The organism is Paracoccus sp. M683 (genome assembly GCF_007096355.1).
Taxonomy (GTDB): Bacteria; Pseudomonadota; Alphaproteobacteria; order Rhodobacterales; family Rhodobacteraceae; genus Paracoccus.
Map to the genome: position 1 here is coordinate 292,174 of NZ_VKDF01000005.1, position 24,531 is coordinate 316,704.

Sequence of the window (24,531 nt, forward strand, 5' to 3'; positions counted from 1 at the left end):
ATGGCCATCGCCCGGATCGAGGCCGTTCTGCTGGCCACGGGCGTGTTGCTGATGGCGGCCAATACCATCGCCAATGTGGTCGGGCGTTATCTGCTGGGCGAAAGCATATTCTTTTCCGAGGAACTGAATCAGGCGCTGATCATCCTGATCACCTTTGCCGGCATTTCCTATGCCGCGCGCCATGGCCGCCATATCCGCATGTCGGCCTTCTTCGACGCCGCGCCCTTTCGGATGCGCAAGCTGCTGATGGTGGTGATCGCGGCGGTCACGGCGCTGATGATGTTCCTGCTGTGCTGGTATTCGATCCAGTATCTGCTGGCGCAGATCTCGCGCGGGCGGCTGCTGCCGGCGCTTCAGATCCCGCAATGGTGGATCATCGTCTGGGTGCCTCTGGGCTTCTTCCTGACCGGGCTGCAATACGGGCTGACCGCGATCAAGAATGTCATCGACCCCGAGGTCTGGCTGTCGACCAGCGTGCTGGAAGGCTATGACGACAGGCATGAGGAAGAGGTCTAGCCGATGGCCGTCACCATCTTCGCCGTCATGATCGTGCTGCTGCTGCTGGGCTTTCCGATGATGATCCCGCTGCTGGCCGGGGCGCTGATCGGCTTTGTCGGGCTGTTCGGCGGGCTGTCACAGCTGGATACGATGGTCCAGCAGGTGCTGGCCGGCATCCGCCCCGCCAGCCTGATCGCGGTGCCGATGTTCATCTTTGCCGCCGATGTGATGACGCGGGGGCAATCGGCCAACCGGCTGATCGACCTGGTCATGGCCTTTGTCGGGCATCTGAAGGGCGGGCTTGCGGTTTCGACCGCGACAGCCTGCACCCTGTTCGGGGCGGTTTCCGGCTCGACCCAGGCGACGGTGGTGGCGGTGGGCGGGCCGCTGAGGCCGCGCATGCTGAAGGCGGGCTATAACGACAGTTTCGTTCTGGCGCTGATCATCAACGCATCCGACATCGCCTTTCTGATCCCGCCCTCGATCGGCATGATCATCTATGGCGTCGTCTCGGGCACGTCGATTTCGGAACTGTTCATCGCAGGCATCGGGCCGGGGCTGCTGATCCTGCTGCTGTTCTCGATCTACAGCTATATCTATGCCGTCAGAAACCACGTCCCGACCGAGCCGCGCACAAGCTGGGCCGAACGCGCAACCGCGATGCGCCGGGCGCTGTGGCCGCTGGGCTTTCCGGTGATCATCGTCGGCGGCATCTATGGCGGGGTCTTCTCGCCGACCGAGGCCGCGGCGGCCTGCGTGCTTTACGCGCTGATCCTTGAAATGGTCATCTTCCGCGAGATGAACCTGAAGCAGCTTTATGCCACGGCGAAATCGACCGGGCTGATCACCGCCGTCGTCTTTATCCTTGTCGGCGCGGGGGCGGCCTTTTCCTATGTCATCAGCTTCGCGCAGATCCCGCAGGCCATTCTTGGCGGGATCGGCATCGACGAGATGGGGCCTTATGGCGTCTTGTTCACCATTTCGGTGGCCTTCTTCATCGGCTGCATGTTCGTGGATCCGATCGTGGTGATCCTGATCCTGGTGCCGATCTTTGCGCCGGTGGTGAAATCCGTGGGGCTTGATCCGGTGCTGGTGGGCACGATCATCACCCTGCAAGTGGCCATCGGCAGCGCCACGCCGCCATTCGGCTGCGATATCTTCACCGCAATCGCCATTTTCAAACGCCCCTATGCCGAGGTGGTGCGCGGGACGCCGCCTTTCATCCTGATGCTGCTGGGCATGTCGGTGGCGCTGATCTTTTTCCCGCAGATCGCACTGTTCCTGCGCGATCTGGCCTTTGCGAAATAGGGGCGGGCGATGTTTGACAGGATACTTGTCGCCTATGATGGTTCGGTCGGGGCCGATCGCGCGCTGGAAAAGGCCACGCAACTGGCCCGGCTGACAGATGCGGCGCTGATGGTGCTGACCGTCTATCGCCACCACTCGATGCTGGAGGCCTCGATTTCCATGGTGCGCGGCAATCTGGACCCCGGTGGCAATCTGGATCAGGCCATGCGCGACACCGCCCGCGACGCCGCCGATCACGCGAAAAACCGCGCCCAGAAAGGCGGCGTGACCAGGGTTCGCGCCTATATCAAGGCCGGCCCGCCGGCGCGCATGATCGTCGCCTTTGCCGCCGAAAAGGGTGCCGATCTGATCGTTGTCGGCTCTCGCGGGCTCGGCAGCACCGAGGGCTATCTGCTGGGTTCCGTCAGCCACAAGGTCACCGGGCTGGCCGATTGCCCGGTGATGGTGGTCTGAGTTGGCTGGGTCCGCGATACAGCCCGACATGGTGACCCGCTTTGGCCTGATCGCGCTGGCCACCGATCTGACGGTCGAGGGCGACGGCGCGCGGCTGCTGCCGCAGGGCTGCGCGCTGCACACCACCCGGATCGCCTTTGACAACCCGACGACGCCCGAAAACCTGCGCGCCACCGGCCCGCGCCTGCGCGATGCGGCGGCGCTGCTGGTGCCCGATGTGCCGCTGGCCGGAATCGGCTTTGCCTGCACATCGGCCGGGGCGGTGCTGGGCGATGACCTGCCGGGGCTGATCGGCGACAATCGTGCGCCTGTCATCACGCCGGGCAGCGGTGCGGTCAGGGCGCTGCGGACCATGGGGGTGACCCGGATCGCGCTGATGACGCCCTATCTGCCCGAAACGACGCTGCCTGTGGCCGGCTATCTGGGCGCCATGGGGATCGAGGTCGTCGCCAGTCACTCGATGGGTTTCGCCGACGATCGCGATATGGCGCGGCTTGGCGATCAGGCGATGATCGAGGCGGCTCTTGCCGCCGACAACGCCGAGGCGCAGGCGGTGTTCATGTCCTGCACCGCCTTGCCCGCATTGCGTGTCATTCCGCGGCTAGAGGCGATGCTGGCCAAGCCGGTCATCTCGGCCAATCTGGCGCTGTTCTGGGCGATGCTGGATCAGGCGGGCATTCCCGCCGCCGGGCCTTATGCGCTGATGCGGTGGCGCACATGGTAGGGTTGGATGACATCCGCGCCGCACAGGACCGGATCGGCGGGCTGGTGCGGCGGACCCCGGTGAAACCCTCGGCCAGCCTGTCGGACTTGCTGGATGTGCCGGTCTGGCTGAAATGCGAACATCGGCAGCTGACCGGTGCGTTCAAGCTGCGCGGGGCCTCGAATGCGGTGGCACGCCTGGGCAAAGTGGCGGGTGTCACCACCGCCTCGACCGGCAATCACGGTCGGGCGCTGGCCCATGCGGCGCGTCACCGGGGGCTGCCGGCGGTCATCTGCGTCTCGTCGCTTGTGCCGCGAAACAAACTGGATGCCATTGCCGAACTGGGGGCCGAGGCGCGCGTCATCGGCGCCAGCCAGGATCAGGCCTTCGACGAGGCGCGGCGATTGCAACGGGACGAAGGCTTCGCGCTGATCCCGCCTTTCGACCATGCCGATGTGATCGCCGGGCAGGGGACGTTGGGGTTGGAAATCCTGGACCAGATCCCCGATGCCGGTGCGATTGCGGTGCCTCTGTCCGGTGGCGGGTTGCTGGCTGGCGTGGCGGCTGCGGCCAAGGCGCTGCGCCCTGATATCCGCATCATCGGCATCAGCATGGAACGCGGCGCGGCCATGGCCGCCAGCCTTGCCGCCGGTCACCCGGTTGAGGTTGCCGAGGTCGAAACGCTGGCCGACAGTCTGGGCGGCGGCATCGGGCTGACGAACCGGCTGAGCTTTCCGATGGTGCGCGACTTGATGGACGATCTGATCCTGCTGACCGAGGGTGAAATCGCCGCCGGCATCCGCCATCTGGCGCAAGCCGATGGCGAGATGGTCGAGGGCGCGGGGGCGGTCGGCGCGGGCGCGGCGCTTGCGGGCAGGCTGCGCGCAGGCGGGCCGCTGGTGCTGATCTTGTCGGGTGGCAATATTGACCCCGCCGCCCATGCTGCCATTCTGGAGGGCGGGGCATGAGCGACATCACCCTGCTGACCGAGGATCAGCTGCGCCAGCGCCTCGATCTGGACGCCAGGCTGATCGACGTGATCGAGGCGGCTTTCGCCCGCCTGTCCGGCGGCGGTGTGGTGATGCCGCCGGTGCTGTCGATGCACCTGCCCAAGGTGAATGGCGAGGTCGATATCAAGACCGCCTATGTGCCGGGCCTGCCGGGCTTTGCGGTCAAGATCTCGCCCGGTTTCTTTGACAATCCGGGGCGCGGGCTGCCCTCGACCTCGGGGATGATGGTCGTCCTGTCGGCGGAAACGGGCCGGGTGCGGGCAGTTCTGCTGGACAATGGCTATCTGACCGATCTGCGCACGGCTGCTGCCGGCGGTGTGGCCGCGCGCTGGTTGGCGCGGGCAGATGCCTCGCGCGCCGCGATCCTTGGGGCGGGCTTGCAGGCCAGACTGCAACTGCGTGCGCTGCGGCTGGTCAGGCCGCTGGAAAGCGCGGTGATCTGGGCACGCGATCCGGCCAAGGCACAGGCCATGGCCGGCCAGATCAGCGCCGAGGGCCTGCCCACCCGCGCCGAGCCGGACCCGCGGGCGGCCGTCGTGGATGCGGATATCATCGTGACCACCACCCCCGCCACCGCCCCGATCCTGCATGCGGACTGGCTGCGCCCCGGCCAGCATGTCACCGCCATGGGCAGCGATCAGCCCGGCAAGAACGAGTTGGCCCCCGATTGTCTGGGCCGCGCCGATCTTTACGTCGCTGACCGGCTTGGCCAGACGCAGGTGATGGGCGAATTGCGCGCGGCACTGGCGGCTGGCCTGTTCGCCCCGCCGCTGGCTTTCCCCGAACTGGGCGACATCGTCGCCGGCAGGCATCCCGGCCGGGTCTCGGCCCGGCAGATCACCATCGCCGACCTGACCGGCACCGGCATTCAGGACACAGCCATCGCCAGCCATGTGCTGTCGATCTTTGCATAAGGATCACCCATGCCCGAATTGCAGCGCACCCCCGAACGGTTCACCACCGCCGAATACGAAGGCCGCCTGTCCCGAACGCGCGCGGCCATGGCGGGGCAGGGGCTGGATCTGCTGATCGTCAGCGATCCGTCCAACATGGCCTGGCTGACGGGCTATGACGGCTGGTCCTTCTATGTCCATCAATGCGTCATCGTGGGGCCGGACGGCCCGCCCATCTGGTTCGGACGCGGGCAGGACGGCAATGGCGCCTTGCGCACCGTCTGGATGGGCGAAGATCGCATCATTGGCTATCCCGACCACTATGTGCAATCGACCGCGCGTCACCCGATGGAATATCTGGCCGCGCAGTTGACCGACCGGGGCTGGCATCGCGGCACCATCGGGGTCGAGATGGACAATTACTGGTATTCCGCCCGCGCGCATGAACGGCTTGTCACCGGCCTGCCTGATGCCCGGTTTGCCGATGCCACCGCGCTGGTGAACTGGCAGCGGGCGGTGAAATCGGAAAAGGAACTGGACTACATGCGCAAGGCCGCCGGCATCGTCCAGCGGATGCACCGCCGCATCGCCGACAAGGCCGAGGTGGGCATGCGCAAATCCGACCTCGTGGCCGAGATCTATGATGCCGGGTTGCGCTTTGACCCGGCGACCGGGGTGGGCGGCGACTATCCGGCCATCGTGCCGCTTCTGCCGTCGGGTCCCGATGCCGCCGCGCCGCATCTGACCTGGGACGACCTGCCGATGAAGCCGGGCGAAGGCACCTTCTTCGAGATCGCCGGCTGCTATCAGCGCTATCACTGCCCGCTGTCGCGCACGATCTTTCTGGGCAAGCCGCCCGCCGCGATGATCGAGGCCGAAAAGGCCGTGTTGGAAGGGATGGAGGCCGGTCTGTCCGCCGCCCGCGCCGGCAATACCTGTCAGGATATCGCCATCGCCTTTTTCACCGTGCTGGACCGATACGGTATCACCAAGGACAATCGCACGGGCTATCCCATCGGGATCAGCTATCCGCCCGATTGGGGCGAACGCACCATGTCGCTGCGCCGGGGCGACCGGACCGAATTGCAGCCCGGCATGACCTTCCATTTCATGACCGGGCTGTGGATGGAGGATTGGGGTTACGAGACCACGGAATCCATCCTGATCACCGAGGGCGCGGCGCAACTGTTCTGCGACTTGCCGCGCAAGATGCTGGTCAAGGCATGAGCCGCAATCCCATCACGCCGACCATTCCGCTGGACGCACCCGGCAAGGCGCATGGCTTTCTGCGCCTGCCCTACAGTCGCAACGACAGTGCCTGGGGCAATGTGATGATTCCGGTCACCGTGATCGCGAACGGGCAGGGGCCGACCGCGCTGTTGACCGGGGCCAATCACGGTGATGAATATGAAGGCCCGATTGCCCTGCAACAACTGGCATGGCAGATCGAGCCGGCCGAGGTCTCGGGCCGGATCATCATCATCCCCTATCTGAACTATCCCGCCTTTCGCGCCGGCACGCGGGTCAGCCCGATTGATCAGGTCAATCTGAACCGCGCCTTTCCCGGCCGACCCGATGGTACCCCCAGCCAGAAGATCGCCCATTACGTCAATGACGTGCTGGTGCCGATGTCCGATTTCGTGCTGGATTATCATTCGGGCGGCAGGACGCTGGATTTCCTGCCCTATGCTGCGGCGCATCATCTGGATGACGCGGCGCAGCAGGCGGCCTGCGTCGCCGCCGTCAGGGCCTTTGGCGCGCCCTATACGATGATGATGCGCGAAATCGACGCCGTGGGCATGTTCGACACGGCGGTGGAATCGCAGGGCAAGGTCTTTGTCACCACCGAACTGGGTGGTGGCGGCACGGCCACGGCGCGTTCCGCGCGTATCGCCATTCGCGGGGCCATGAACGTGCTGCGCCATGCCGGCATCCTGCAAGGCGGGATCGAGCTGGAAGGCGGCAGCCAAATGCTGGACATGCCCGCAGACGACTGTTTCCACTTCGCCAGCCGGGCCGGATTGTTGCAGCCGCTGGCCGATCTGGGCGAACAGGTCGTCAGGGATCAGCCCATTGCCCGGATCTGGCCCGATGACCGCAGCGGGACCGCCCCGGTCGAGGTAACGGCCAATCGCGACGGCCTGATCGCGGCGCGGCATTTTCCGGGGCTGGTCCAGTCGGGTGATTGTCTTGCCGTGATCGCCGTCGCCGGAGGCTGACCGCCCCTTGCCTGCCGCAGGGTGCCGGCTAAAGATCCAGCCCCAGATAGACCGCGCCGGGCAGGGGGTTGCTGTAATAGGGCGCGATCGGCTGGAACCCCAGCCGTTCATACAGCCGCAGCGCCGCGCCCATGTGATCCAGCGTGTCCAGCACCATGCGCCGATAACCCGCCTCGCGCGCGCGGGTGATGATCGCCTGACCCAGGGCCCGGCCCATGCCGCTGCCGCGCAGGGTCGTGTCCAGATACAGCCGCTTCATCTCGCAGGTTTCCCCGTCAAGCCTGCGCATGGCGACACAGCCGGTTGCGGGCTGTGCATCGCCAGCCCCGGCCGCGCCCTGGTGCAGCAACAAAAGCGCACCATCAGGTCCGGCATAGCGGCCCGGCAGGCTGGCCAACTCGGCCTCGAAACCCTGAAAATCCAGGTCGATGCCCAGCCATTCGGCATAGGCGCGAAACAGATGTCGCACGGTCCCGATATCGGCCGGGAACCGCGCATCCTGTATGGTAAAGCTGTTCATGCGGCGCAGGCTAGGACCGCCGGCGGGGCGTTGCAAGAGCGTGCGGCCGGCGCCGTCAATTCGCCGTCGCGGGCTCGAACAGGCGCTTGCGGTTCTTGCCATGGCGTTCGGCCAGCTTGCGCCCCTCGCGGCCATTGATCAGCGGGCGCGCCGGTTGCGGGCGATAGCCCCGTGCCGCCAGTTCGGGAAACAGCGACAGCACCTCGCGCCGGGCCGGGGGCGAAAGCGCCTGCATCGCCTGTGGACCGGGATACAGGCTCTCGCTCCATGCCCCGTCAGAGCGGATCACCTGATGGGCATCGAACATCAGGTGATGATAGCCGACGCCATCGGCCGGGCAGAATGCCGCTATCCCCGGCAGGCCCAGCAGATGCTTGACCGCCACCAGGATCTCATCGGTGCCGAACATCCGCCCGGCAATGACCGAGCGGACAAGGACCCGGTGTTGCGGCGACAGGATCAGATCGCGTGCGGGCCGGCCCGGTCCAAGCGCGCCGGCGGCGATGCGGATCGGTCGCAGATTGGGTTGCAGGTCCAGCCGCGCGGCATCGACATGGACATGGCCGCACCAGCGCAGCACCTGCGCGCCATGATCGCGGGTCAGCACCTGGTCGCCGGGACGCAGCGCCTCGACCGGGCGGGGGCCGGTTGGCGTGTCGATCATCGTGCCGGTGCCGAAACAGTCGACCTGGAAATAGTCGATGCGGTGATCAGAGGTGCCATAGGCCTTGGTGCCGCCGAAATAGTAGGTCTTGGTCGGGTCGAAGGGCACGGGGTCCAGCGGGTTGCCATCCCGGTCCGTGCCTGCAATCGGGATGATCATCACGGTGTAACTGTCACCCATGATGTCGCCAAAGGTGCCCGCGCCGACCTTGCGCGGAAAGGCCACCTCATAGACGGCGACGATCTTGCCATCGACGATGCAATTCAGCTTGCCCGAGAAGTCGAACCCCACCTTGGTGCCGGCCGCATAGGTCACCGAATTGCCGCTGCCGCCCAGTTGCAGCACCAGATCCTCGGCCAGCACCTGATCGTTGTCCAACCCGCCATCGTAAGAAATGCTGCCGCGAATGCCGTCCAGCGCGGCATCGTCGTCGCTGACCTGCATCGTCGTCAATTCGACCGCGTTCAGGTTCAGTGGCTGACCGCCGGTCGAGCCGGTAAAGGGTGTGTGACGGTTCGCAAGCTCGCCCGAGGTTTTCACCGGCGCCCGATAGCTGAGCGTCAGGATGGTGATTTCCTGGATCTGGGTTGTCATAGATTGCTTCCTGCCCAAGTGATCTGCCGTGCCAGGGGCACTGCGCGGGCGCGTATCAAACCGTCCATGCGGACCCTGCGCCCGCGACAGGGTTATTCACAATTGGTTAACTGAAGGTTAATAAAGGAAGATTCGTGACCGGGCGGCGGTTTGTCCGGGTCAGACGGCGCCGCCGGTGCCGCGTTCGCGATAGGGCGTGCTGCCATATCGCGCCCGATAGCATTTCGAGAAATGCGACGGGCTGGAAAAGCCCGATGCCAGCGCCACCTCGATCATCGACATCTGGGTCTGCATCAGCAGGTTGCGGGCGCGGGCCAGCCGGGTTTCCATGTAATACCGCTTGGGGCTGCGGTTCAGATAACGGCGGAACAGGCGTTCCAGCTGGCGGGTCGACATGCCGGCATCGGTGGCCAGCCGGGCGGGGCTGATCGGCTCCTCCAGATTCGCCTCCATCCGGGCGATGACCTCGGCCAGCCGGGGATGGCGCACGCCGATGCGGGTGGGGATCGACAGCCGCTGGTCGTCCTGGCCTGACCGGATGCCGGTATGCAGCATCTGGTCGGCGATCTGGGTGGCCAGCGTGTCACCGTGATCCTGCGCGATCAGATGCAGAATCAGGTCGATGGACGATGTGCCGCCCGCCGCCGTGATCCGGCTGCCGTCATTGACAAAGACCGAGCGATACAGATCGACCTCGGGGAAGGCTTCGGCAAAGCCGTCATGGTTTTCCCAATGGATCGTGGCGCGGCGCCCGTCCAGCATGCCGGCCTCGGCCAGAACCCAGGCGCCGGTGCAGACGGCGCCGATGATTGCACCACTGCGTTCCTGCCGGCGCAGCCAGCTCAGCACCGGTTTGACGGCGGCCTTCTGCACGTCAAGCCCGCCACAGACGATCACCACATGGTCACCATGCAGGGCGGGGCGTTCTGTCGGGGCGCCGGCGTCGTCCAGCCCGCCATCCAGCCGCAACTGGCTGCCATTCGAACAGCGCGCGCCCTCGCCGCCCATGCCGACCAGCCGCCAGTTATAGAAGGTTGCCCCCGCCGCACGGTTTGCCAGGCGCAACGCCTCGATCGCGCAGGAAAAGGGCAGCAGGGTGAAACGGTCCAGCAGCAGAAACGTGAAAAGCCGGGGTTTGGGCGTCGTCATGGCGGTATCGGTCTTGGGTGCTGGTACAGATAAGGCAGGGAAATGCCGCCACCGCAAGAGGCAAGGCTTTTCCTTCGCCGCATCAGCCCATATATGGGCAACAGCATTTCAGACAGGAGAACGCGCCATGACGACGCAGGAGAACCGCACCACCGCCGCATCCGCCGCCAAAGGCTGGGACAAGGCTGGCTGGCGTGCTTATCCGCGCGTCCAGATGCCTGACTATACCGATCAGGCCGCGCTGAACGCGGTCGAGGGGCAGCTGGCGAAATATCCGCCGCTGGTTTTCGCGGGCGAGGCGCGGCGTCTCAAGGCGCATCTGGCCGAGGTCGGCGCCGGCCGTGCGTTCCTGTTGCAGGGCGGTGATTGCGCCGAAAGCTTTGCCGAGTTCAGCGCCGACAATATCCGCGACACCTTCAAGGTGATGTTGCAGATGGCGGTGGTGCTGACCTGGGGCGCGCAACTGCCGGTGGTCAAGGTCGGCCGCATGGCCGGGCAATTCGCCAAGCCGCGCAGCGCGCCCACCGAAACCGTGAACGGCGTCGAACTGCCCAGCTATCGCGGCGACATCATCAACGGCTTCGATTTCACCCCCGATGCGCGTATCCCCGATCCGCAGCGGATGCTGGCGGCCTATACCCAGGCTGCGGCCAGCCTGAACCTGCTGCGCGCCTTCAGCACCGGCGGCTATGCCGACATGCACCGCGTCCAAAGCTGGATCGCCGATTTCGTCGGTGGCCCCGAGGCCGCGAAATATCGCGAAGTGGCTGACCGGATCAGCGACACCATGGCCTTCATGCAGGCCGCAGGCGTGACCTCGGAAACCGCGCATGAGCTGGGCAAGGTCGATTTCTATACCAGTCACGAAGCGCTCTTGCTGGAATATGAAGAGGCGCTGGCACGGACCGACAGCACCACCGGCCTGCCGGTGGCGGGGTCGGGCCACATGATCTGGATCGGCGACCGCACGCGGCAGCCGGACGGGGCGCATGTGGAATTTGCGCGCGGCGTGCAGAACCCCGTCGGTCTGAAGACCGGCCCCTCGACCACGGCCGAGGATCTGAAGGTGCTGATGGCCAAGCTGAACCCGGAAAACGAGGCCGGCCGGCTGACCCTTATCGCGCGTTTCGGCGCGGGCAAAGTGGGCGATCACCTGCCGCGGCTGATCAAGGCCGTGCAGGAAGAGGGTGCCAATGTCGTCTGGTCCTGCGACCCGATGCACGGCAATGTCATCAAATCCTCGACCGGCTACAAGACGCGGGCCTTCGATTCGATCCTGCGCGAGGTGCGCGAGTTCTTCGACATCCACAAGGCCGAGGGCACCATTCCCGGCGGCGTGCATTTCGAGATGACCGGTCAGGACGTGACCGAATGCACCGGCGGCGTGCGCGCGGTGACGGATGAGGATCTGTCGGACCGTTACCACACCGCCTGCGACCCGCGCCTGAATGCCAGTCAGTCGCTGGAACTGGCCTTCCTCGTGGCCGAGGAATTGCGCAACCGCCGCCAGAACGGCACGGCCGCCCGTCACAGCAAGGCTGGCTGAGGCCGGCAAGGCCAATAATGGCTGGAACTGAAACAGGCCGCCCCGGTTGGGGCGGCCTTTTCCTTGGCTGATCTGTGTGGGTCAGGCGACCGGGTTTGCCCGGTTCAGCCTTGCCGCCATTGCGAGACGCAGGGGATCTTGTCGCGGTCGCAGCGCCCGGCATAGCGGCGGGCGATTTCCTGCACCTCGGCCAGCAGCCCATCGGCCAGCTTGATCGGTTCCAGCCCCAGGCCCAGGAAACGGTCATTGGCGACATGCAGGTCGTTCTCGTCGGCCTCGTTTCGCGGGTTTTTCAGAAAGGCCACCTCGGCCCCGGTCTGATCTGCGATCATCTGCGCCAGATCGCGGACGCGGTGGGTTTCGGTCATCTGGTTCAGGATATTCACCCGCTCGCCCTGTTGCGGCGGGTTCAGCAGCGCCAGTTCGACACAGCGGCAGGTATCCTGGATATGGATGAAAGCGCGGGTCTGCCCGCCGGTGCCATGCACCGTCAGCGGATAGTCAATGGCGGCCTGCATCAGAAAGCGGTTCAGCACCGTGCCATAATCGCCGTCATAGTCGAAACGGTTGATCAGCCGTTCATCCATGCGCGTTTCCTGGGTCTGGGTGCCCCAGACGATGCCCTGATGCAGGTCGGTGATCCTGACGCCGTCATTCTTGTTGTAATAGAAGAAGAACAGCTGATCCTGCGTCTTGGTCATGTGGTAGATGCTGCCCGGATTGGCCGGATACAGAATCTCTTGTCGGTGAGGGCCGTTCTCGGTTTCGACCACCACGGGCAGATAGCCCTCGGGGATCTTCATCCCCGCCGTGCCATAGCCATAGACCCCCATCGTGCCCAGATGGACCAGATGAATGTCCTGACCGGATTCGACGATGGCGGCCAGAACGTCATTGGTGGCGTTCAGGTTGTTGTTCACCGTATAGCGTTTGTGCCAGCTGGATTTCATCGAATAGGGCGCGGCGCGCTGTTCGGCGAAATGGATCACTGCATCGGGCTTTTCCTCGCGCAGCAGCGTCAGCAGGCGGTGGTAATGTTCGCCCACGGTGAAATTCTCGAACCGGATGGTGCGGCCGGTCATGTCCTGCCAGGCACGGATGCGTTCGCCCAAGGGGCGGATCGGCGTCAGAGAGCTGACTTCCAACTCGACGTCGATCTTTCGGCGCGACAGGTTGTCGACGATGATCACGTCATGGTCGCGCGCGGACAGATGCAGGGCCGTGGGCCAGCCGCAGAAGCCGTCGCCCCCGAGAATCACGATTTTCATAGGATGATTTCCTTGTTCGGCCGGGCCGGCGTCATGCCGCGAAGGTCGATCAGGCTGGGCAAAACGCGTGGCTCCGGCTTCTTACCTTCGGGTGTGTTAGCCTGCCCAAAAGGGGGCCGCAACCACCTGCCTGAACACGACCTGCCACTGCGCCAGCTTCCCTTGCGTCAGCTTTGGCGCGCAGGTCAGACCCTAGCCGCGCGGCGCGATCAGCCGCGCCATGACGCCTTCACGCGTGACCCGACCGCCGCCCTGAACCGGCAGCGCGTCAAGGCCCGCCAGCCGGCCCATAACCTCGCGCACGGGCAGGTCGCGGGGGATCGGCTGACCCTCGGCCTCGCCCGGTTCGGTGACATCCTCGGCGGTCAGCACGCCAAGCGGGTTCATATGGGCAACGAAATCCGCGACATAGCCATTGACCGGATTGGCGATGATCTGCCGCGCCGTGCCGATCTGGACGATGCGGCCGCCCTCCATCAGCGCGATGCGGTTGCCCAGCTTGAAGGCCTCGTCAAGGTCGTGGCTGACAAAGATGATGGTGCGGCGGGTCTTTTCCTGCAATTCCAGCAATTCGTCCTGCAAACGGGTGCGGATCAGCGGGTCCAGCGCGGAAAACGGCTCGTCCATCAGAAGGATCGGCGCTTCGGTGGCAAAGGCGCGGGCAAGGCCGACGCGCTGTTGCATGCCGCCCGACAGATCACCCACCTTGCGGTCGGCCCATTCCGACAGGCCGACCGTGGCAAGCTGTTGATCCACTCGCGCGGCCCGCTCGGCGACGGGCAGCCCGGCCAGTTCCAGGCCCAAGCCGACATTCTCGCGCACCGTGCGCCAGGGCAGCAGGCCGAATTGCTGGAACACCATGGCCACATCGCGCAGCCGGATGTCGCGCAACGCCCGCTTGCCGGCCCGCGTCACCGAAACCATTTCCTGACCCGAGCGCACCCGGACCTCGCCGCGGCAGACATGGTTCAGCGCATTCACCGCCCGCAGCAGCGTTGACTTGCCGCTGCCCGACAGCCCCATGAGCACCAGGATCTCGCCCTGCTGCACCGTCAGATTGCAGGCATGCACGCCCAGAACCTGCCCCGTCTCGGCCTTGATCTCGCCGCGTTCCAGGCCCTGATCCATCAGCGGCAGGGCGGCATCGGGATCGTCGCCAAAGACGATCGAGACATCGTCGAACTCGACTGCGTTTTCCGGCTGATCGGTCATTTCCGGCCCTCCATCCGCAGCATCCGGTCCAGCATGATCGCGACGACCACGATGATGAAGCCGGATTCAAAGCCAAGCGCGGTGTTCACACTGTTCAGCGCCCGCACCACCGGCACCCCAAGACCCGAGGCCCCCACCAGCGCCGCGATGACCACCATGGACAGCGACAGCATGATCGTCTGGTTCAGCCCCGCCATGATCTGCGGCAGCGCGCTTGGCAGTTCCACCTTCCACAGCAACTGCCGGGGGGTGGCGCCAAAGGCCGTTGCCGCCTCGATCAGCGAGCGGGGGGTGGAACTGATGCCCAGATGGGTCAGCCGGATCGGGGCGGGCAGCACGAAGATCACCGTCGCGATCAGGCCCGGCACCATGCCGATGCCAAAGAACACGATGGCAGGGATCAGATAGACAAAAGTGGGCAGGGTTTGCATCAGGTCCAGCACCGGCCTGACCCAGGCATAAAGCCGCGGCCGGTGCGCCACGGCGATGCCGATGGGCACGCCCACGGCCATGCAGACCACGCAGGCCGACAGAACCAGCGTCAGCGACTGCATGGTTTCTTCCCAGTAATCCTGGTTCAGCACGAACAGCAGGGCCAGCGCCGTCAGCAGGCAGGTTTTCCAGTTGCGCTGCAAGAACCAGGTGATCGCCACGAAGATCGCGATCAGCACAAAGGGATGGGGGGTTTCCAGCAGCCACAGGATGCCGTCGATCAGCGCATCCAGCGCGGTCGAGATCGCATCGAACAGCCAGGCGGCATGGGCGTTCAGCCAGTCGAACACCGCCTTGGCGGTCTTGCCGACCGGGATCTTGTGATCGGTCACCAGATTGGTCAATTGCTCCATTCAGCGCGTCCCTCTGTCCCGATGGGTTGCCGGCCCGGCATGGCAACAGGCGGTGCCGGGCCTTTCGATCTGTTGCGGGCGTGCGTTCCGGTGCGGGGGAACGCGCGCCCGCATTTTCAGCCCGCCAGTGCGGCGGTCAGCGCGGCATTGGCATCGCCGCCGTCAAAGGTGGTCACGCCGTCCAGCCAGGGGGCGGCGGCATCGGGATTGGCCTTCAGCCATTCGGTCGCAGCATCGGCCGGATCGGCGCCATCATTCAGGATCGCGCCCATGACGGCATTTTCCATATCCAGCGTAAATTCCAGATTTTGCAGGAATTTGCCGACATTCGGGCAATCCGAAACATAGCCCGAGCGCGTGTTTGTCGCCACCTCGGCGCCGCCCAGATTGGGGCCGAACACCTCGTCGCCGCCTTCCAGATAGGTCAGCTCATGCGCGGCGTTCATCGGATGGGGCTCCCAGCCAAGGAACACGATCGGCTCGCCCGCGCTATCGGCCCGCGTGACCTGCGCCAGCATGCCCTGTTCGCTGGATTCCACCACCTCGAAGGTGCCCAGCCCGAACGTGTCATTCGCCACCATCTCCAGCAGCAGGCGGTTGCCGTCATTGCCCGGCTCGATGCCATAGATCTTGCCGTCCAGCGCGTCCTTATGCTCGATGATCTTGGTGAAATCGTCGATGCCCAGATCGGCGCCGGCCTTGTTGGTGGCCAGCGTATACTTGGCCCCGGTCAGGTTGGTGCGTACCGTGTCGACGGTGCCTGCCTCGCGATAGGGGGCGATGTCGGCCTCCATCGTGGGCATCCAGTTGCCAAGGAAGATATCCACATCATCGGTTGACAGCGCGGTATAGGTGACAGGCACCGATAGCAGCTTGATTTCCGTCTCATAGCCAAGCGCGTTCAGGATCGTCGTCGCCACAGCCGTCGTCGCGGTGATGTCCGTCCAGCCGACATCCGAAAACACCACCGATTTGCAGTCGTCGCTTTCCTGCGCCAGCGCGGGGGTGGCCAGCATGGCGGCGGCAAGGGCTGCGGAAACGATACGGAATCTTGTCATTCTGTTCTCCCTGTTTTGTTGATTGACCCGTCAATTAAAAACCTGATAGGCGCGAAGTGCAGCAGATACTGATCCCGACCAGAGTGCAACCCATGCCAAAACTTGGTGCCGAGCCTATCCGAAAAGCCGCGTTGATCAACGCGGCAATTTCAGCCGTCGGCCGTGCGGGGTCGCTGGATGTGACTGTTGCGCAGATCGCACGCGAGGCGGGGATGTCCTCGGCGCTGGCGCATCATTACTTCGGCTCCAAGGACCAGATGTTCCTGGCCGCCATGCGCCATGTGCTGAACAATTACCGCGATGCGGTGGCCGCAAGGCTGCCCGGCGGCACGCCACGCGGGCGGCTGGACGCGATCATCGCCGCCAGTTTCGATGACCTGAATTTCCAGCAAGAGGTGATCAGCGCCTGGCTGAACTTCTACGCGCTGTCGCGGGTGAACGATCAGGCGGCGCGGCTGTTGCGGGTCTATCACCGGCGGTTGCATTCCAATCTGATGGTGGCGCTGCGCCCGCTGACAGCGCGGCCCGACCGCGTGGCCGAGACGCTGGCCGCGCTGATCGACGGGCTGTATCTGCGCGCCGCCCTTGGCCGCAGCCCGGTCGAGGGCCCCGCCGCCATCGCCATGATTTCCGACTATCTGAACGAGACCCTGACATGAGCCAGCCCGTCATCACCCAGCCCACAGCCAGCCTGTATATCGACGGCGCCTTTGTCGAAGGGCGGGGCGCATCGCTGCCCGTGCTGTTCCCCTTTGACGGCAGCCTGATCGCCACATTGCACGAGGCCAGCACCACGCAGGTTGCCGATGCCGTTGCGGCGGCCGAGCGTGCCCAGCCTGCCTGGGCTGCGCTGGCGCCGGTGGAACGGGGCAGGGTGCTGCAACGCGCCGCTGCGATCATCCGCGAACGCAATGCCGATTTGTCGATGCTGGAGACGCTGGATACCGGCAAACCCATTCAGGAAACGCTGGTGGCTGACTGGGAATCGGGTGCCGCCGCGCTGGAATATTTCGGCGGGCTGGCGGCCACGCTGACCGGCCAGATGATCCCCCTGGGCCGCGATTGGGTCTATACCATCCGCGAACCGCTTGGCGTCTGCGCGGGCATCGGGGCGTGGAACTATCCCAGCCAGATCGCCTGCTGGAAGGCCGCGCCCGCGCTGGTCATGGGCAATGCCATGGTGTTCAAGCCGTCCGAGGAAACCCCGCTTGGCGCCCTGAAACTGGCCGAGATCCTGACCGAGGCCGGACTGCCCGCCGGCATCTTCAACGTGGTTCAGGGGCGCGGTGCCGTGGGCGCGGCGCTGACCGGCGATGCGCGGGTGGCCAAGATCTCGCTGACCGGCTCGGTGCCCACGGGGCAGCGCGTCTATGCCGCCGCGGCCGAAGGCTTGCGGCATGTGACGCTGGAACTGGGCGGCAAGTCACCGCTGATCGTCTTTGATGATGCCAGCCTAGATGACGCGGTTGGCGCGGCGATGATGGCCAATTTCTACTCTTCGGGGCAGGTCTGTTCCAATGGCACTCGGGTGTTCCTGCAATCGGGCATCCGCGACGCGTTTCTGGACCGGCTGGCCGCCCGCGTGGCCAGCGTGCGCATCGGCGACCCGCGCGACCCCGACACCCAGTTCGGCCCGATCATCAGCCCCGGTCAGGCCGCCAGCATCCGTGCCGCCATCGCCGCCGGTCAGGCCGAGGGCGCGCGTCTGGTCGCGGGTGGTCCGGGCGAGGGGGCTTTCGTGCCGCCCACGGTCTTTGCCGATGCCACCGACGACATGGCCCTTGCGCGCGAGGAAATCTTTGGCCCGGTCCTGACCGCCCTCGGCTTCGAGACCGAGGACGAGGTCATCGCCCGCGCCAATGCCACCCAATTCGGTCTGGCGGCGGGGGTCTTTACCCGCGATCTGGCCCGCGCCCATCGCGTCGTGGCGCGGCTGCAAGCTGGCACCTGCTGGATCAATGCCTATAACCTGACCCCGGTCGAGGCCCCCTTTGGCGGCGTCAAGATGTCGGGTCTGGGGCGCGAGAACTCGGCTGCGGCCATCGAACATTATTCGCAGCTGAAATCGGTCTATGTCGGTATGGGGGCAGTCGATGCACCCTATTGATCCGATCACCATCTGGGGGCGGGCCGACAGCTCGAACGTGCAGGCAGTCATGTGGGGCGCGGCGGAACTGGGCGTGCCGGTGAACCGCATCGACACAGGCCACCGCTTTGGCGGGCTTGATACGCCCGAATACCGCGCCATGAACCCCCATGGCCGTGTGCCCACCATGCGCGATGGCGATCTCGTGATGTGGGAAAGCTGTGCGATCCTGCGCTATCTGGCCAGCCGCTATGGCGATGGCGGGGCCTTCTGGCCCGAGGGTCCGGTGGCGCGGGCGCGGGTCGATATCTGGGCCGAATGGGCCAAGCACGAGGGATCGAGCCACTTCACCTATCCGATCTTCTGGCAATGCATCCGCACGCCCGAGGCGCAGCGCGACAAGGCGCAGCTGGCGGCCAATATCGCCAGATGGGAAGAAACCCTTGACCGGATCCAGCCGCAGATCGCCGCGCATGGCTGGCTGGCCGGCCCGGATTTCACCCTGGCCGATATTGTCGCCGGTCACTACCTGTTCCGCTGGTTCACGCTGGATGTGCCGCGCCGGCCGCGCGCGGTGGTCGAGGACTGGTATGCCCGCCTGACCGACCGCCCGGCCTATCGCCAGCATGTGATGGTTTCCTATGACGCGCTGAGGGCATGATGGCGGACGCAGACTATGTCATTGTGGGCGCAGGTTCGGCGGGATGCGCGCTGGCTTACCGGCTGGTGAAGGCCGGCCACACGGTCGCGCTGATCGAATTTGGCGGCACCGATTACGGCCCCTTCATCCAGATGCCGGGTGCCTTGTCCTATCCGATGAACATGTCGCGCTATGACTGGGGGTTTTCCTCGCAGCCCGAAGAACATCTGGGCGGGCGCCGCCTTGCCACCCCGCGCGGCAAGGTGCTGGGCGGGTCGTCCAGCATCAATGGCATGGTCTTCGTGCGCGGCCACCGCAAGGATTTCGACCATTGGGCCGAAGCCGGGGCATCGGGCTGGGACTATGCCCATGTCCTGCCCTATTTCAAACGGATGGAGACCTGGCATGGCGGCAACGGCCCCTCGGATTATCGCGGCACCGACGGCCCGCTGCATGTGACGCGCGGGCCGCGCAAGAACCCGCTGTTCAATGCCTTCATCGAGGCAGGCCAGCAGGCCGGCTATCCCCTGACCGCCGACTATAACGGCCAAAGCCAGGAGGGTTTCGGCCCGATGGAGGCGACCATCTGGAAGGGCCGCCGCTGGTCGGCCGCCAATGCCTATCTGCGCCCGGCGATGCGCTCGGGGCGGTTGAAGGTGATTTCGGGCTTTGCGCGTCGGGTGGTGTTTCAGGACGACCGCGCCATCGGCGTCGAGATCGCCCGGCGCCGCCGGATCGAGGTGATCCGGGCCGGACGAGAGGTGATTCTGTCGGCCAGTTCGATCAACACGCCGAAGCTGCTGATGCTGTCAGGCGTTGGGCCGGCCGATCATCTGCGTCTGCACGGGATCGAGCTGCGCGCCGACCGTCCCGGCGTGGGGGCGAATTTGCAGGACCATCTGGAGGTCTATATGCAATACCGGGCGACCCAGCCCGTCACCCTGTTTTCCAAGTTCAACTATCGCGGCAAGGCGCAGGTCGGGCTGCAATGGCTGCTGCGCCATACCGGGCTGGGGGCGTCGAACCAGTTCGAAAGCTGCGGTTTCATCCGATCCTCGGATGCGGCCGACTATCCTGACATCCAGTATCATTTCTTGCCGCTGGCCGTGCGATATGACGGCAAGGCGGCGGCCGAGGGGCATGGGTTCCAGGCCCATGTCGGCCCGATGCGGTCCAAGTCGCGCGGCACTGTCCGGCTGGCATCGGGCGACCCGTTGGTGCCGCCGGAAATCCGCTTCAACTATATGTCGCATCCCGATGATTGGGCCGAGTTCCGCGCCTGCGTGCGACTGACCCGACAGATATTTGCCCAACCCGCCTTCGACCCCTATCGCGGCGACGAGATCCAGCCCGGCGCACGCGTCCAGACCGATGCGGAAATCGACGATTTCATCCGCCAGCATGCCGAATCGGCCTATCACCCCTGTGGCACCGCACGCATGGGCGCGGCGGATGATCCCGATGCGGTGGTGGACCCGGAATTGCGGGTGATCGGGGTTCAGGGCCTGCGCGTTGCTGACAGTTCGATCTTTCCGCGCGTGACCAATGGCAATCTGAACGGGCCCTCGATCATGACCGGCGAAAAGGCGGCCGATCACATCCTGGGACAGGGCATGCTGCCACCGTCGAACCTGTGACGAACCGGGCCAAGGGGCCTTGCCCCTCGGCGCGTGCCGCGCCTCACCCCAGGATATTTGGATCAAAGCGAGGCGGCTTAACCTTGTCTTAATCCAATCATGCGAAACAGGTTCCACGGTACAGGCGGGGACGCCGATGACCGTTCAGAGCGAGGCATCCCGCAGGCACTGCGCCCCTCGGCCGCGCCTGCGGGATGACCTTTCGCCCTGGCCTCGCTTTGATCCAAATATCCTGGGGTGAGCCGGCCAGCCCTGCTGGACGGCGAGGGGCAAGGCCCCTCAGCCGCCGGTATGGCTCATGTGGCGGCTGACCTGGCCAGAGACCGTCTGGCGCGAATAGTCGAAATCATGGCCCTTGGGCTTGCGGGCGATGGCCGCGCGGATTGCCGCGATCAGGGCTGCGTCATCATCGCTTTCGCGCAGCGGCGTGCGCAGGTCGGCGCGGTCTTCCTGGCCCAGGCACATGTAAAGCTCGCCCGTGCAGGTGACGCGCACGCGGTTGCAGCTTTCGCAGAAATTATGGGTCAGCGGGGTGATGAAGCCGATCTTCTGCCCGGTTTCGCCCAATTTCACATAGCGTGCAGGGCCGCCCGTGCGCTCGGCCAGGTCGATCAGGGTAAAGCGTTGGGCCAGACGCGCGCGCAGGTCGGAGAGGGGCCAGTATTGATCCAGCCGCTGTTCCTCGCCCATGTCGCCCATCGGCATGACCTCGATGAAGGTCAGGTCGTGATCGTTCACCGCGCACCAGTCGACCAGATCGAACAGCTCGGCTTCGTTGAAGCCCTTCAGCGCCACCACATTGATCTTGACGCGCAGGCCGGCCCGTTTGGCGGCCTCGATCCCGGCCTGGACCTGCGGCAACCGGCCCCATCGGGTGATCTGGGCGAATTTCGCATCGTCCAGGGTATCCAGCGACACATTGACGCGCCTGACGCCGCAATCGGCCAGTTCATCGGCAAAACGGGCGAGCTGGCTGCCATTGGTGGTCAGGGTCAACTCGTCCAGCCCCTGCCCGAGATGGCGCGAGGCGGCACGGAAGAACTCCATAATGCCGCGACGGACCAGCGGTTCCCCGCCTGTGATCCGCAGCTTGCGCACGCCAAGGCTGATAAAGCCCGAACACAACCGATCCAGTTCTTCCAGCGTCAGCAGTTCCTTCTTGGGCAGGAACTGCATGTGCTCGGCCATGCAATAGGTACAGCGGAAGTCGCAGCGATCCGTGACCGAAACCCGAAGATAGGTGATCGGGCGGGCAAAAGGGTCGATCAGCGGCGCGTGTTCCATAGTCCCATATCTATGTTCGTGGTGCCCGATGCACAAGCTTTCGCCGATCACGCAAGCGCCGGTTTACGCGTGATCGGGGCGGGTTTACCTTGCCTGCAACGCTTTTGCCGAGGGAGCTTTGACGATGAATGTTATCCGTGCCGCGCTGCTGCTGATGCCGATGCTGGCATTGGCTGGATGTGCGGCGATGCAGCAGGCCCCGACCGAACGCCCTGACGGTGTTGCGACGACAGCCGAAGGCGCGCCCCTGCCGCCCGAGGCCGTGCAGGCCGCAGCCGCGATCACCCAGGCCCCGCCGCCGCGCCCGCGCGCGCGCGCCACGGCGGCGCAACTGGATACCACCACCACCGAACAGCGCGCCGCCGCTGCCGCCCCGGCCCAGGCGGCCGAGACCAGGCTGGGCACCACCATCGCCTCGCTTGGCGACGCGACCGAGCCGGGGTTCTGGATCAAGACGCCTCTGGTCAAGAGCCGTGGCATCGGTCGTATCGTGAACCCGGCCAATGGCAAATCGGCCAAGGTCGATCTGATCCCGCTGGACGGGCCGGCCAGCGGTGGCAGCCAGGTCTCGTTGCCGGCCTTGCAATTGCTGGGGGTTTCGCTGACCGATTTGCCTTCGCTTGAGGTGTTCCGGTCCTGAATCAGCCGGCCTTGATCAATCGCGTGGCCTCGCGCCGGGCGAAAGGTTTCATCCGCGCCCCGTGTTCGTCCAGAAAGGCCCGGACGCGGGGCGCGTCGCGTTTGGACAGGTCGCGCAGCCACCAGGCGATGGCCTTCTGGATGAACCATTCGCGGTCATCCGCCATGCTGGCGGCCCAGCCAAGGATACGCTGGCGGCGCGCCAGGTCATCGGGCTTGGGATGGTTCATCTTGGCCCAGGGCAGGGTGCCGACCAGCGCCGCTCGGCGGATCCAGAAGCTGTCGGCGCGGGTCCAGGCTTCGACCTGATCCAGCCGATCGGGTGCCGCAACCAGACGGCGGCCAGCGGCTGACATGGCATGATCGGCAATGGCCCAGGCATCGAAATCAGGCACCCAGGATGCCAGAAGATCCCAGACCGGGCCGTCATCGGCAATGCGGGCCTGTGTCAGCAGTTTGGCGGCGGCCACGCGGGCCTCGTGAATGTCGCTACGCCACAGCGCATCGGCCAGCGCGACGCGGCCCGGCAGGTCGAGGGCGGCGCGCCAGTTCTGCACCAGTTCGTCGATCTGCGGGGTTTGGATGCCCAAATAGGCACGTGGGGCCTTGTGATAGCTGGCAATCTGCGCGGCCCGTTCGGCATCGGCCAGCGCGCGCAATTCGTTCAACTCGTCCATCGCGGCCTCCTGTTTCGGCGCTTCTAGGAAAGCGCGGCCGCCGCCGCAAGAAGGTGGTGGCGGCACCCTGATGGTAGCGATAAAAGGGGCGCGCAATCGAAAAGGTGTCCCCATGTCGCATTCCGCCGATCCCCGCCCGATGACTGCCCGCCCTTCGGGTCCGCTGACCGGGGTGGCCCAGGTGCCGGGCGACAAGTCGATCAGCCATCGGGCGCTGATCCTTGGCGCGCTGTCGGTGGGCGAGACGCGGATCACCGGCTTGCTGGAAGGTCAGGACGTGCTGGATACCGCAAAGGCGATGGCGGCCTTTGGCGCGGATGTGCAGCGGGTGGGCGATGGCGAATGGGTCGTTCACGGCGTTGGCGTCGGTGGTTTTGCCGAGCCCGAGGGCGTGATCGACTGCGGCAATTCGGGCACCGGCGTGCGGCTGATCATGGGGGCGATGGCGACGACGCCGATCAGCGCCACATTCACCGGCGATGCCAGCCTGTCCAAGCGGCCAATGGCGCGCATCACCGATCCGCTGGCACAGTTCGGCGCGCAGATCGTGGCGCGCGAGGGCGGGCGTTTGCCCGTCACCATCACCGGGGCGGCCGATCCGGTTCCCCTGCGCTACAAGACCCCGGTTGCCAGTGCGCAGATCAAGTCGGCGATCCTGCTGGCGGGCCTGAATGCGCCGGGCGAGACCGTAGTGATCGAGGCCGAGCCGACGCGCGACCATTCCGAACGCATGCTGGCAGGCTTTGGCGCGCAGATCCGCACCGAGCGCACGAGCGAGGGTCATGTCATCACCCTGACCGGCCGACCCGAGCTGCGCGGCCAGCCCGTCGCAGTGCCGCGCGATCCGTCAAGCGCGGCCTTCCCGGTGGCGGCCGCGCTGATCGTGCCGGGGTCCGAGATCAGCGTGCCGGGCGTCAGCCGCAACCCGACGCGGGACGGGCTTTACGTCACGCTGCTGGAGATGGGCGCGGATATCCGGTTTCAGAATATCCGCGAGGAAGGCGGCGAGCCGGTCGCCGATCTGGTGGTGCGCCATGGCCCACTGAAAGGGGTCGAGGTGCCGGCCGACCGCGCCGCCAGCATGATCGACGAATTTCCGATCCTGTCGGTCATCGCCAGTTTCGCCGAAGGGCGGACCGTGATGAATGGCGTGGCCGAATTGCGGGTGAAGGAAAGCGACCGCATTGACGCGATGGCCCGCGGACTGGAGGCCAATGGCGTGCGGGTCGAGGAAACCCGTGACAGCATGACCGTGCATGGCATGGCCGAGGTTCCGGGCGGTGCCGTGGCGGTGACGCATCTGGATCATCGCATCGCCATGTCTTTCCTGGTGCTGGGGTTGGCGGCCCGTCAGCCGGTCAGTGTCGATGATGGCAGCCCGATTGCGACCTCGTTCCCGGATTTCCTGCCGCTGATGCAGAGGCTGGGCGCGGATCTGGGCTGAGAGGAAGGGGGCTTTGCCCCCGTCGCCTGCGGCGCCCCCCCAGGATATTTTTACACGGCTGATGGGGAGGGGTGAGAGGCTGGACAGCGACCCAGGCGGGACTCGTTGCGGCTGCTTCCTTCCGGACCTGACCGGGTTGGCGAGATGCCTGCCCGCGCCAACCTCTCGGGGCGCTAGATAGGGC

Annotated in this window: 24 protein-coding genes and 1 other RNA gene; 15 read left to right on the top strand and 10 right to left on the bottom strand. The window is 65.5% G+C overall.

Annotation, left to right across the window (positions count from 1 at the left end):
* Genes FNJ84_RS11775 through doeB form a run of 8 tightly spaced genes read left to right on the top strand, consistent with a single transcriptional unit; the run spans nt 1 to nt 7,084 of the window.
* The gene (locus FNJ84_RS11775) at nt 1-516 is read left to right on the top strand and encodes a TRAP transporter small permease (RefSeq protein ID WP_255471199.1); all 516 of its coding nucleotides are present in this window, start codon (nt 1-3) and stop codon (nt 514-516) included.
* A gap of 3 nt (nt 517-519) precedes the next feature.
* Entirely contained in the window at nt 520-1,806 is a 1,287-nt protein-coding gene (locus FNJ84_RS11780; RefSeq protein ID WP_143793314.1) for a TRAP transporter large permease, read from the top strand.
* 9 nt (nt 1,807-1,815) lie between these two features.
* Nucleotides 1,816-2,259, top strand: coding sequence for a universal stress protein (locus FNJ84_RS11785; protein ID WP_143793315.1), 444 nt, complete (start codon nt 1,816-1,818; stop codon nt 2,257-2,259).
* 1 nt (nt 2,260) lies between these two features.
* On the top strand, nt 2,261-2,983 hold the full coding sequence (locus tag FNJ84_RS11790; RefSeq protein WP_143793316.1) for an ectoine utilization protein EutA: 723 nt from the start codon (nt 2,261-2,263) through the stop codon (nt 2,981-2,983).
* Nucleotides 2,977-3,930, top strand: a complete 954-nt coding sequence (eutB, locus tag FNJ84_RS11795; protein ID WP_143793317.1) for a hydroxyectoine utilization dehydratase EutB — start codon at nt 2,977-2,979, stop codon at nt 3,928-3,930. Before FNJ84_RS11790 ends, eutB begins: the two co-directional genes overlap by 7 nt.
* On the top strand, nt 3,927-4,886 hold the full coding sequence (locus FNJ84_RS11800; RefSeq protein ID WP_143793318.1) for a cyclodeaminase: 960 nt from the start codon (nt 3,927-3,929) through the stop codon (nt 4,884-4,886). Before eutB ends, FNJ84_RS11800 begins: the two co-directional genes overlap by 4 nt.
* 9 nt (nt 4,887-4,895) lie before the next feature.
* Nucleotides 4,896-6,092 (top strand): ectoine hydrolase DoeA, encoded by a 1,197-nt coding sequence (doeA, locus tag FNJ84_RS11805; RefSeq protein ID WP_143793319.1) that lies wholly within the window; start codon nt 4,896-4,898, stop codon nt 6,090-6,092.
* A complete protein-coding gene (gene doeB / locus FNJ84_RS11810; RefSeq protein WP_143793320.1) occupies nt 6,089-7,084 on the top strand; it encodes a N(2)-acetyl-L-2,4-diaminobutanoate deacetylase DoeB in 996 nt (331 codons plus the stop codon). Before doeA ends, doeB begins: the two co-directional genes overlap by 4 nt.
* A gap of 28 nt (nt 7,085-7,112) precedes the next feature.
* On the opposite strand, the gene FNJ84_RS11815 is transcribed toward doeB, so the two are convergent.
* The 3 genes from FNJ84_RS11815 to FNJ84_RS11825 all read right to left on the bottom strand — a co-directional run bounded on the left by FNJ84_RS11815 (nt 7,113) and on the right by FNJ84_RS11825 (nt 10,011).
* A complete protein-coding gene (locus FNJ84_RS11815) occupies nt 7,113-7,604 on the bottom strand; it encodes a GNAT family N-acetyltransferase (RefSeq protein WP_143793321.1) in 492 nt (163 codons plus the stop codon).
* Nucleotides 7,605-7,659: 55 nt separating this feature from the next.
* Nucleotides 7,660-8,862 (bottom strand): Hint domain-containing protein, encoded by a 1,203-nt coding sequence (locus tag FNJ84_RS11820; RefSeq protein ID WP_255471182.1) that lies wholly within the window; start codon nt 8,860-8,862, stop codon nt 7,660-7,662.
* A 159-nt stretch (nt 8,863-9,021) separates the two neighbouring features.
* Nucleotides 9,022-10,011 carry a GlxA family transcriptional regulator gene (locus tag FNJ84_RS11825; protein ID WP_143793322.1) on the bottom strand — a complete coding sequence of 330 codons (990 nt, stop codon included), beginning with the start codon at nt 10,009-10,011 and terminating at the stop codon, nt 9,022-9,024.
* A gap of 127 nt (nt 10,012-10,138) precedes the next feature.
* Between FNJ84_RS11825 and FNJ84_RS11830 the strand changes: the two genes are divergently transcribed.
* On the top strand, nt 10,139-11,557 hold the full coding sequence (locus tag FNJ84_RS11830; protein WP_143793323.1) for a class II 3-deoxy-7-phosphoheptulonate synthase: 1,419 nt from the start codon (nt 10,139-10,141) through the stop codon (nt 11,555-11,557).
* A gap of 104 nt (nt 11,558-11,661) precedes the next feature.
* Here the strand turns inward: FNJ84_RS11830 and FNJ84_RS11835 are convergent, their stop codons facing one another.
* The 4 genes from FNJ84_RS11835 to choX all read right to left on the bottom strand — a co-directional run bounded on the left by FNJ84_RS11835 (nt 11,662) and on the right by choX (nt 15,940).
* A complete protein-coding gene (locus FNJ84_RS11835) occupies nt 11,662-12,825 on the bottom strand; it encodes an NAD-dependent epimerase/dehydratase family protein (RefSeq protein ID WP_143793324.1) in 1,164 nt (387 codons plus the stop codon).
* A 192-nt stretch (nt 12,826-13,017) separates the two neighbouring features.
* Nucleotides 13,018-14,037 carry a choline ABC transporter ATP-binding protein gene (choV, locus tag FNJ84_RS11840; protein ID WP_143793325.1) on the bottom strand — a complete coding sequence of 340 codons (1,020 nt, stop codon included), beginning with the start codon at nt 14,035-14,037 and terminating at the stop codon, nt 13,018-13,020.
* Nucleotides 14,034-14,882 (bottom strand): choline ABC transporter permease subunit, encoded by an 849-nt coding sequence (gene choW / locus FNJ84_RS11845; protein ID WP_143793326.1) that lies wholly within the window; start codon nt 14,880-14,882, stop codon nt 14,034-14,036. The genes choV and choW overlap by 4 nt, the downstream gene beginning before the upstream one ends.
* Nucleotides 14,883-14,998: 116 nt before the next feature.
* Nucleotides 14,999-15,940, bottom strand: a complete 942-nt coding sequence (gene choX / locus FNJ84_RS11850; RefSeq protein ID WP_143793327.1) for a choline ABC transporter substrate-binding protein — start codon at nt 15,938-15,940, stop codon at nt 14,999-15,001.
* A gap of 92 nt (nt 15,941-16,032) precedes the next feature.
* On the opposite strand from choX, the gene betI reads away from it, so the two are divergent.
* The 4 genes from betI to betA are packed head-to-tail and all read left to right on the top strand — an operon-like array spanning nt 16,033 to nt 20,303.
* Nucleotides 16,033-16,599 (top strand): transcriptional regulator BetI, encoded by a 567-nt coding sequence (gene betI / locus FNJ84_RS11855; protein ID WP_143793328.1) that lies wholly within the window; start codon nt 16,033-16,035, stop codon nt 16,597-16,599.
* The gene (gene betB / locus FNJ84_RS11860) at nt 16,596-18,047 is read left to right on the top strand and encodes a betaine-aldehyde dehydrogenase (protein ID WP_143793329.1); all 1,452 of its coding nucleotides are present in this window, start codon (nt 16,596-16,598) and stop codon (nt 18,045-18,047) included. The genes betI and betB overlap by 4 nt, the downstream gene beginning before the upstream one ends.
* Entirely contained in the window at nt 18,034-18,687 is a 654-nt protein-coding gene (locus FNJ84_RS11865; RefSeq protein WP_143793330.1) for a glutathione S-transferase family protein, read from the top strand. Before betB ends, FNJ84_RS11865 begins: the two co-directional genes overlap by 14 nt.
* Nucleotides 18,687-20,303 carry a choline dehydrogenase gene (gene betA, locus FNJ84_RS11870; protein WP_143793512.1) on the top strand — a complete coding sequence of 539 codons (1,617 nt, stop codon included), beginning with the start codon at nt 18,687-18,689 and terminating at the stop codon, nt 20,301-20,303. Before FNJ84_RS11865 ends, betA begins: the two co-directional genes overlap by 1 nt.
* Before the next feature lie 279 nt (nt 20,304-20,582).
* Here betA and moaA read toward each other — a convergent pair whose 3' ends face one another.
* Nucleotides 20,583-21,587: a GTP 3',8-cyclase MoaA gene (gene moaA / locus FNJ84_RS11875; protein ID WP_143793331.1), complete on the bottom strand. Its 1,005-nt coding sequence runs from the start codon at nt 21,585-21,587 to the stop codon at nt 20,583-20,585.
* Nucleotides 21,588-21,711: 124 nt separating this feature from the next.
* Between moaA and FNJ84_RS11880 the strand changes: the two genes are divergently transcribed.
* Nucleotides 21,712-22,227 (top strand): hypothetical protein, encoded by a 516-nt coding sequence (locus FNJ84_RS11880; RefSeq protein WP_143793332.1) that lies wholly within the window; start codon nt 21,712-21,714, stop codon nt 22,225-22,227.
* A 1-nt stretch (nt 22,228) separates the two neighbouring features.
* Here FNJ84_RS11880 and FNJ84_RS11885 read toward each other — a convergent pair whose 3' ends face one another.
* The gene (locus tag FNJ84_RS11885) at nt 22,229-22,903 is read right to left on the bottom strand and encodes a DNA alkylation repair protein (RefSeq protein ID WP_143793333.1); all 675 of its coding nucleotides are present in this window, start codon (nt 22,901-22,903) and stop codon (nt 22,229-22,231) included.
* A gap of 112 nt (nt 22,904-23,015) precedes the next feature.
* On the opposite strand from FNJ84_RS11885, the gene aroA reads away from it, so the two are divergent.
* Nucleotides 23,016-24,347 (top strand): 3-phosphoshikimate 1-carboxyvinyltransferase, encoded by a 1,332-nt coding sequence (gene aroA / locus FNJ84_RS11890; protein WP_143793334.1) that lies wholly within the window; start codon nt 23,016-23,018, stop codon nt 24,345-24,347.
* A 70-nt stretch (nt 24,348-24,417) separates the two neighbouring features.
* Here aroA and ffs read toward each other — a convergent pair.
* An RNA gene (gene ffs, locus FNJ84_RS11895) (signal recognition particle sRNA small type) lies at nt 24,418-24,514 on the bottom strand.
* Nucleotides 24,515-24,531 lie beyond the last annotated feature (17 nt).

Bases quoted from the DNA above. Each gene is read 5' to 3' on its own strand.
- FNJ84_RS11775 (WP_255471199.1), top strand. From the start codon at position 1: ATGGCCATCGCCCGGATCGAGGCCGTTCTGCTGGCCACGGGCGTGTTG.
- FNJ84_RS11780 (WP_143793314.1), top strand. From the start codon at position 520: ATGGCCGTCACCATCTTCGCCGTCATGATCGTGCTGCTGCTGCTGGGC.
- FNJ84_RS11785 (WP_143793315.1), top strand. From the start codon at position 1,816: ATGTTTGACAGGATACTTGTCGCCTATGATGGTTCGGTCGGGGCCGAT.
- eutB (WP_143793317.1), top strand. From the start codon at position 2,977: ATGGTAGGGTTGGATGACATCCGCGCCGCACAGGACCGGATCGGCGGG.
- FNJ84_RS11800 (WP_143793318.1), top strand. From the start codon at position 3,927: ATGAGCGACATCACCCTGCTGACCGAGGATCAGCTGCGCCAGCGCCTC.
- doeA (WP_143793319.1), top strand. From the start codon at position 4,896: ATGCCCGAATTGCAGCGCACCCCCGAACGGTTCACCACCGCCGAATAC.
- doeB (WP_143793320.1), top strand. From the start codon at position 6,089: ATGAGCCGCAATCCCATCACGCCGACCATTCCGCTGGACGCACCCGGC.
- FNJ84_RS11815 (WP_143793321.1), bottom strand. From the start codon at position 7,604: ATGAACAGCTTTACCATACAGGATGCGCGGTTCCCGGCCGATATCGGG.
- FNJ84_RS11820 (WP_255471182.1), bottom strand. From the start codon at position 8,862: ATGACAACCCAGATCCAGGAAATCACCATCCTGACGCTCAGCTATCGG.
- FNJ84_RS11825 (WP_143793322.1), bottom strand. From the start codon at position 10,011: ATGACGACGCCCAAACCCCGGCTTTTCACGTTTCTGCTGCTGGACCGT.
- FNJ84_RS11830 (WP_143793323.1), top strand. From the start codon at position 10,139: ATGACGACGCAGGAGAACCGCACCACCGCCGCATCCGCCGCCAAAGGC.
- FNJ84_RS11835 (WP_143793324.1), bottom strand. From the start codon at position 12,825: ATGAAAATCGTGATTCTCGGGGGCGACGGCTTCTGCGGCTGGCCCACG.
- choV (WP_143793325.1), bottom strand. From the start codon at position 14,037: ATGACCGATCAGCCGGAAAACGCAGTCGAGTTCGACGATGTCTCGATC.
- choW (WP_143793326.1), bottom strand. From the start codon at position 14,882: ATGGAGCAATTGACCAATCTGGTGACCGATCACAAGATCCCGGTCGGC.
- choX (WP_143793327.1), bottom strand. From the start codon at position 15,940: ATGACAAGATTCCGTATCGTTTCCGCAGCCCTTGCCGCCGCCATGCTG.
- betI (WP_143793328.1), top strand. From the start codon at position 16,033: ATGCCAAAACTTGGTGCCGAGCCTATCCGAAAAGCCGCGTTGATCAAC.
- betB (WP_143793329.1), top strand. From the start codon at position 16,596: ATGAGCCAGCCCGTCATCACCCAGCCCACAGCCAGCCTGTATATCGAC.
- FNJ84_RS11865 (WP_143793330.1), top strand. From the start codon at position 18,034: ATGCACCCTATTGATCCGATCACCATCTGGGGGCGGGCCGACAGCTCG.
- betA (WP_143793512.1), top strand. From the start codon at position 18,687: ATGGCGGACGCAGACTATGTCATTGTGGGCGCAGGTTCGGCGGGATGC.
- moaA (WP_143793331.1), bottom strand. From the start codon at position 21,587: ATGGAACACGCGCCGCTGATCGACCCTTTTGCCCGCCCGATCACCTAT.
- FNJ84_RS11880 (WP_143793332.1), top strand. From the start codon at position 21,712: ATGAATGTTATCCGTGCCGCGCTGCTGCTGATGCCGATGCTGGCATTG.
- FNJ84_RS11885 (WP_143793333.1), bottom strand. From the start codon at position 22,903: ATGGACGAGTTGAACGAATTGCGCGCGCTGGCCGATGCCGAACGGGCC.
- aroA (WP_143793334.1), top strand. From the start codon at position 23,016: ATGTCGCATTCCGCCGATCCCCGCCCGATGACTGCCCGCCCTTCGGGT.